The organism is Methylovulum psychrotolerans (assembly GCF_002923755.1).
Taxonomy (GTDB): domain Bacteria; phylum Pseudomonadota; class Gammaproteobacteria; order Methylococcales; family Methylomonadaceae; genus Methylovulum; species Methylovulum psychrotolerans.
The window spans coordinates 187,065-193,064 of record NZ_PGFZ01000004.1; the positions used below are offsets into that span (position 1 = coordinate 187,065).

A 6,000-nucleotide genomic window follows, 5' to 3' on the forward strand; every position below is an offset into this window, starting at 1 on the left:
TAGTTCATATTATTTGGCTGATTTTCTTGTTATCCTGAAACAAATGTGCAATATATAAGCGGATTCGGCCATTGGTTTGTCGTCAGCATAAAAATTTACCGCCATTATTGGCCTAGCGTCATTACCTTAAATTACCCCTTTAATCAATAACGAGGAAAAACTATGCAAGTTCATAAAACGGATCTCCCTGGTGTTGTGATTGTCGAGCCTAAGGTCTTTGGTGACGAACGCGGCTTTTTTATGGAAACGTGGAACCAAGCCCGCTACGCGGAAATGGTGACCGCCGATGCGTTTGTTCAAGATAATGTCTCTTTCTCCAGAAAAGGTGTGTTGCGCGGCCTGCATTTTCAAAAAATCAATCCGCAGGGTAAGTTGGTTTATGTGTTACAGGGCGAAGTGTTTGATGTCGCGTTGGATATTCGGGTCGGTTCACCGACGTTTGGGCAATGGGCCAGCGTGGTGCTGTCGGCGGAAAACAAACGCCAATTTTTTATCCCGGCCGGTTTTGCGCACGGTTTTTGCGTCACCTCCGAAACGGCTTTGTTCGCCTATAAATGTACTGATAAATATAACCCGCAAGCAGAAGGCAGTGTGTTATGGAACGACCCTGACCTGAACATCCCATGGCCTACCGACACCCCCGAATTGTCTGCCAAAGATGAAAAAGGCACAAAGCTTGCTGACTTCTCAGTCGAACTTCTCCCACACTATTAAAAAACGGTAAGTATATTATGAATAAAGCGATTATTGTCACCGGCGGCGCGGGTTTTATCGGGGCAAATTTTGTTCTTGATTGGCTGGCTAATTCCGATGTCACAGTCATTAATTTGGATTGCCTGACGTATGCCGGCAATAGGGAAAACTTGGCTTCATTAGAGGGCGATGCCCGCCATATTTTTGTGCAAGGCAATATCGGCGATAGCGAATTGGTGCGTGGCCTGTTTACTCAGTATCAACCTTGTGCGGTGGTCAATTTTGCCGCCGAATCGCATGTCGACCGCTCCATCCATTCCCCGGAAGATTTCATCCAAACCAATATTGTCGGTACCTTTAGGTTGTTGGAAGCGGCGCGTATTTATTGGGGCGGCTTATCTGATGATGATAAGGCGGCGTTCCGTTTTCTGCATGTGTCGACCGATGAAGTGTACGGCTCTTTGAAAAAAGACGATCCTGCCTTTAGGGAAGATAATAAATATGAGCCGAACAGCCCGTATTCGGCCAGTAAGGCGGCCAGTGACCATTTGGTGCGGGCTTACCACCATACTTACGGCTTGCCGGTGCTGACGACTAACTGCTCGAATAACTACGGCCCTTACCATTTCCCCGAAAAGCTTATCCCGTTGCTGATCACCCATGCTTTGGCGGGGAAAAATTTGCCGGTTTATGGTGATGGCCAGCAAATTCGTGACTGGTTGTTTGTGGTTGACCATTGCCGGGGTATCCGCCGGGTACTGGAAGCGGGTAAAGTAGGCGAGACCTATAATATCGGCGGCTGGAATGAAATGGCGAACTTGGATATTGTCCATACCGTTTGTGATTTGTTGGATGAAGCGCGTCCGCGTGCCGACGGCAAATCCTACCGTGAACAAATCACCTTTGTCACTGACCGCCCCGGCCATGACCGCCGTTATGCGATTGATGCCACGAAAATTGAAAAGGACTTGGGTTGGAAGCCGCAAGAGACTTTCCAAACCGGTATCCGCAAAACTATCCAATGGTATTTGGACAATCCTGAATGGGTGGCGAATGTCCAATCCGGCTCTTACCGTGACTGGGTGGAGAAAAACTATGCGGAGCGCGGCTGATGAGGATACTGCTGTTTGGTAAAAACGGCCAAGTCGGTTGGGAGTTGCAACGGGCGTTAGCGCCGTTGGGCGAAGTGATTGCTGTAGACAGGCATTCGGCGTTATGCGGCGATTTGAGTAACTTGGCGGGTATCGCCGAGACCATCGCCAGCGTCAAACCGGACGTGATCGTTAACGCCGCCGCCCATACGGCGGTGGATAAAGCCGAAAGTGAGCCGGAACTGGCCCGCACCATCAATACCTTGGCCAGCGAAGTGATGGCGCAAGCAGCGTTGCGGTGCGGCGCGTGGCTGATCCATTACTCGACCGATTATGTGTTTGACGGTAGCGGCGACCAGCCTTGGCAGGAAGATGATGCCACTGGCCCTCTGGGAGTTTATGGGGCGACCAAGCTGGAAGGTGAGCAGCGCATCCAAGCATCGGGTTGCCAATATGTGATTTTGCGCACCAGTTGGGTGTATGCGGCCAAAGGCAATAACTTTGCCAAGACCATGTTGCGTTTGGCGCAAGAGCGTGACAGTTTGAGCGTGATTAACGACCAAACCGGCGCACCGACTGGGGCGGAGCTGATTGCCGATGTGACCGCGCATATCATCCGTACCGCTTTAGGCAAACCGGAAGTGGCCGGGGTTTACCATCTGGTCGCGGGTGGTGAAACCACTTGGTTCGGTTTTGCCAAGTTGGTTTTGGAGACTGCCAGCTTGGCGGGTAAGGTACTGAAAGTGCAGCCTGACGACGTGCAGGCTATCCCGACCAGCGCTTATCCCACCCCGGCCAAGCGGCCGCATAATTCGCGCTTGAACACCGAAAAATTGCAAACGACCTTTAATTTAACCCTGCCAAGTTGGCAATCGGGTGTGGTACGCATGTTAAACGAGTATTTGGCTTAATGGGCTACCGCCTTAATCACGCATGGAGATTATATGACTACACCAACAAGCAGTACCCCAGCGACACTGCCTACCCGTGGCATTATTTTGGCGGGCGGTTCAGGTACCCGGTTATATCCGGTCACCAAAGTCGTTTCTAAGCAGTTGTTGCCGATTTACGATAAGCCGATGATTTATTATCCGTTAGCGACGTTGATGCTGGCGGGTATCCGGGATATTTTGATCATTTCGACCCCGCAAGACACCCCCCGTTTTGAGCAACTGTTAGGCGACGGCAGCGATTGGGGCTTGAATATCCAATATGCCGTCCAACCTAGCCCCGACGGTCTGGCGCAAGCGTTTATTATTGGCCGCGAGTTTGTCGGCGAACATCCGACGGCGTTGGTGTTGGGCGACAATATTTTTTACGGCCATGATTTGCAGACGCAATTGGAGCGGGCGAATAGCCGTAACAACGGTGCGACGGTGTTTGCCTATCACGTCCATGACCCCGAACGCTACGGCGTAGTCGCATTTGATGCCGACGGCCAAGCGACCTCTTTGGAAGAAAAGCCCGCTAAGCCCCAATCCAATTATGCGGTGACGGGTCTGTATTTCTATGACAACAGCGTTTTGGATATTGCCGCGACAATGAAACCGTCACCGCGCGGTGAGTTGGAGATTACCGATGTCAACCGGATTTATCTGGAGCGTAAGCAGTTGTCGGTGGAAATTATGGGGCGCGGTTATGCGTGGTTGGACACGGGCACGCATGAAAGCTTGATCGAAGCGAGTAACTTTATCGAGACGATTGAGCATCGGCAAGGCTTGAAAGTGGCCTGTCCTGAGGAAATTGCTTTCCGCAAAGGCTATATTGATGCCGAACAGTTGCAAAAACTGGCCAAGCCGTTGGCGAAAAACGGTTATGGGCAGTATTTGTATGGCTTGTTGACGGATACCGTGTTGCGGTAGGTTTGTTGCTGCTAGGCTGAGGTTTACGCCGCCCCCTTTACCCGTGTTGGTAAAGGGGGCGGTTTGGTTTTGGGGGATGGGTAATGGCGGGGGCTTTTGTTAAACCGTTCGGCTTAGCGGCGCAGCAATTTCTGTTGTAACTGGATACACAGCCATGCCCCGATAATGGCTAACAGCCAAGCACCGCCCAGTTCGCAAAACACCATCCAATCAAGAAACCACGGCACGGTGCGCGGTTCTGTACCCAAGACGGCGACTTGTTGGAAAGATATTTCCAATAAGCCGAGCAGGGTGGCGGGTAGGGTCGCTAAGACCAGCACAACCGCCGACAGTATCCCTGTGCCGATTAACAATAGCCGCTGTGTCCAGCGTTGTACCGGCCAAACCAACAAGACCGACCATTCAATGATGACAGGCACTAAGATATGCAGCAAATGCGTGGAGGATTTTAATTCGGTGCCGGGCGGGATAGTCATATCGGCGTTGATAGGGATGGGGCGCAGTACCCAGGCGGACAGTTCTAGGGAGTAATCGGTGCCGGTTTGGGTCAGTTTGACCAGCGGCGAGATTTCGGTAGTCATCAGGGTGATGGGGAACGCGCTTAACAGGCACAGCCCCTTGCCTAGCCAAGCTTGAAAATACCAGACCGATAGCGATAAGAACAGCCAAGCCGCCAAGCCTTTGTAAAACGTTATCAGCCATTTACGCTGGGGCATGATTATCCCCCGCTAGGGAGCCGAACGCCCACCAGGCAAAATACAGGCAGGCTAGCAACACCAATAAGGTCGGCGCGACATAGGTATGGGTCAACAGGAACCAGTCGCGGTAGTAGGCAACCACGAAATAGAGCATCCCGATACGCAACAGATTGATAGCGTACAACAGGCTAATGCCTAGCACCAACCCTAGCAATTTCCGCTTAAGGTTGGCGGGGAAGGCGATAATGGCGGACAGCAGTAACAGCAAGACACCAACGCCGTCGCAGCCACGGACGATCTCCAAATCGGCCTTGGTCGACAGCAAATGGTTTTGGTAGCCGACGACTTGCTCTAAGGGGGCGAACTGGTTGATAGCGTCGGCGCAAACCGCCACCACGCCATGATAATACAGGGTTTTGATGAACAACTCGTCGGGGATTTTCAGGTAGCCATAATTGAGCAGGGCGTAAGTGCCGACAAACAGGACGAACTGTAACCATTCATAGGATTTTTTTGGGCTGGCTGTTGGCATGAGTTTGGGGTTTGGTCAGAAGGCAAAGGGATGGGCGGCGGGCAAAATCACAATGGCAACAGCTAATACTTTTAAGGGAGAGAAGAGCCTGTCATTATTTTACAGGTCGCCAAGGTGTCAATATGCCGCTACGAAACCTATATGGTTCGGTTGAGCCATCATCATTTAAAATTTTGAATTCGTTTTTACTGGTGCGGATGTACTCGTCGCCACACTGGCAGCGGTAGCGAGAACCACTTTTAGCCATGTTTTCCGCTTTATCCAAGCGTAGTTGGTAATGCCGCCCCCGACACCGTTGTTTTTTACAGATAGGAAACCTAATTAAGTGATACACCCTTGCGGCGATTTTTTGCAGCAAAATAGGCACTAAGCAACCCAGCAAAAAGCTAAAAATAGCCGCAGTAAAGCCATCGGGCTGCAAAACACGTTGAGCGGCCATGCCACAAAATAAAATGAAAAATAAGCCTAAGAGGTCAAATAGTGTATAGCCGCGTTGTTTTTTCATTCGCTAATAATTTGTAGGAAAGGCGCGACAATGTCGGCTATGGTTTTAATGTTTTTAGTGCTTAGGTAAGCTAAAAAGCAGGGGAAAACGAATAAAAAGGCGATAAAAAGCTTCTCTCTCGGAGTGCCCAGTTCAGCTACCACCCTTCTATCAAGTCCAAGCAGTATCCTTAAGAAGGATTTTCCGGTTCTTTTAGAAAGCTTAGCAGCAATCAATAAGCTACCAAAAAAAAATACGAATAACGCGATATCTAACAGGCGAATAGTCATATAGTTGGCATCAAAATAGCGAATGCAACAGCCAAATAGTATTAGGGGGTATAAGCCGGTGCATGGTACGCACTGCGTACCCTTATATCTACTTGGTTGATGGTAATTGTTTAAAGGTGAATGCTGCCCAAGCTGTTAATAAGTGCCAATATCGCTAGATCAAAACTTTCATTAAGCGTTTTTTTGCGCTTAATTAGGTGAAATAAAAAAACTGGAAGACACCAGAATATTATTATAAATAATTCAATGATAATAAGCAGGTATGATGCTTCCTTAGCTAGTTTAGACCACGGATTTATTGCTACCAGAATGATAATGATATTAAAGGCTATTAAAGCCATCTGGTAAAG

The 6,000-nt window shown here is 49.7% G+C and carries 9 protein-coding genes; 4 read left to right on the top strand and 5 right to left on the bottom strand.

Annotation, left to right across the window (positions count from 1 at the left end; translation table 11 throughout):
* The first annotated feature begins 162 nt into the window (after positions 1–162).
* The 4 genes from rfbC to rfbA are packed head-to-tail and all read left to right on the top strand — an operon-like array spanning position 163 to position 3,646.
* Positions 163–714, top strand: a complete 552-nt coding sequence (gene rfbC / locus AADEFJLK_RS11000; protein ID WP_103974286.1) for a dTDP-4-dehydrorhamnose 3,5-epimerase — start codon at positions 163–165, stop codon at positions 712–714.
* A gap of 17 nt (positions 715–731) precedes the next feature.
* Positions 732–1,805, top strand: a complete 1,074-nt coding sequence (rfbB, locus tag AADEFJLK_RS11005; protein ID WP_088621334.1) for a dTDP-glucose 4,6-dehydratase — start codon at positions 732–734, stop codon at positions 1,803–1,805.
* Positions 1,805–2,695 carry a dTDP-4-dehydrorhamnose reductase gene (rfbD, locus tag AADEFJLK_RS11010; RefSeq protein ID WP_103974287.1) on the top strand — a complete coding sequence of 297 codons (891 nt, stop codon included), beginning with the start codon at positions 1,805–1,807 and terminating at the stop codon, positions 2,693–2,695. The genes rfbB and rfbD overlap by 1 nt, the downstream gene beginning before the upstream one ends.
* A gap of 33 nt (positions 2,696–2,728) precedes the next feature.
* On the top strand, positions 2,729–3,646 hold the full coding sequence (gene rfbA, locus AADEFJLK_RS11015; protein ID WP_088621336.1) for a glucose-1-phosphate thymidylyltransferase RfbA: 918 nt from the start codon (positions 2,729–2,731) through the stop codon (positions 3,644–3,646).
* 113 nt (positions 3,647–3,759) lie between these two features.
* Here rfbA and AADEFJLK_RS11020 read toward each other — a convergent pair whose 3' ends face one another.
* The 5 genes from AADEFJLK_RS11020 to AADEFJLK_RS25110 all read right to left on the bottom strand — a co-directional run.
* Positions 3,760–4,362 (bottom strand): hypothetical protein, encoded by a 603-nt coding sequence (locus tag AADEFJLK_RS11020; protein WP_103974288.1) that lies wholly within the window; start codon positions 4,360–4,362, stop codon positions 3,760–3,762.
* Positions 4,349–4,876: an exosortase family protein XrtM gene (gene xrtM / locus AADEFJLK_RS11025; RefSeq protein WP_103974289.1), complete on the bottom strand. Its 528-nt coding sequence runs from the start codon at positions 4,874–4,876 to the stop codon at positions 4,349–4,351. Before xrtM ends, AADEFJLK_RS11020 begins: the two co-directional genes overlap by 14 nt.
* A 94-nt stretch (positions 4,877–4,970) precedes the next feature.
* A complete protein-coding gene (locus AADEFJLK_RS11030; protein WP_103974290.1) occupies positions 4,971–5,381 on the bottom strand; it encodes a hypothetical protein in 411 nt (136 codons plus the stop codon).
* Positions 5,378–5,650, bottom strand: coding sequence for a hypothetical protein (locus tag AADEFJLK_RS11035; protein ID WP_103974291.1), 273 nt, complete (start codon positions 5,648–5,650; stop codon positions 5,378–5,380). The genes AADEFJLK_RS11030 and AADEFJLK_RS11035 overlap by 4 nt, the downstream gene beginning before the upstream one ends.
* Positions 5,651–5,760: 110 nt before the next feature.
* A partial coding sequence (locus AADEFJLK_RS25110; RefSeq protein ID WP_211299196.1) for a hypothetical protein occupies positions 5,761–6,000 on the bottom strand: 240 nt, incomplete at its 5' end.

Bases quoted from the DNA above. Each gene is read 5' to 3' on its own strand.
- rfbB (WP_088621334.1), top strand. From the start codon at position 732: ATGAATAAAGCGATTATTGTCACCGGCGGCGCGGGTTTTATCGGGGCA.
- rfbC (WP_103974286.1), top strand. From the start codon at position 163: ATGCAAGTTCATAAAACGGATCTCCCTGGTGTTGTGATTGTCGAGCCT.
- rfbA (WP_088621336.1), top strand. From the start codon at position 2,729: ATGACTACACCAACAAGCAGTACCCCAGCGACACTGCCTACCCGTGGC.
- AADEFJLK_RS11035 (WP_103974291.1), bottom strand. From the start codon at position 5,650: ATGACTATTCGCCTGTTAGATATCGCGTTATTCGTATTTTTTTTTGGT.
- AADEFJLK_RS11020 (WP_103974288.1), bottom strand. From the start codon at position 4,362: ATGCCCCAGCGTAAATGGCTGATAACGTTTTACAAAGGCTTGGCGGCT.
- rfbD (WP_103974287.1), top strand. From the start codon at position 1,805: ATGAGGATACTGCTGTTTGGTAAAAACGGCCAAGTCGGTTGGGAGTTG.
- xrtM (WP_103974289.1), bottom strand. From the start codon at position 4,876: ATGCCAACAGCCAGCCCAAAAAAATCCTATGAATGGTTACAGTTCGTC.
- AADEFJLK_RS11030 (WP_103974290.1), bottom strand. From the start codon at position 5,381: ATGAAAAAACAACGCGGCTATACACTATTTGACCTCTTAGGCTTATTT.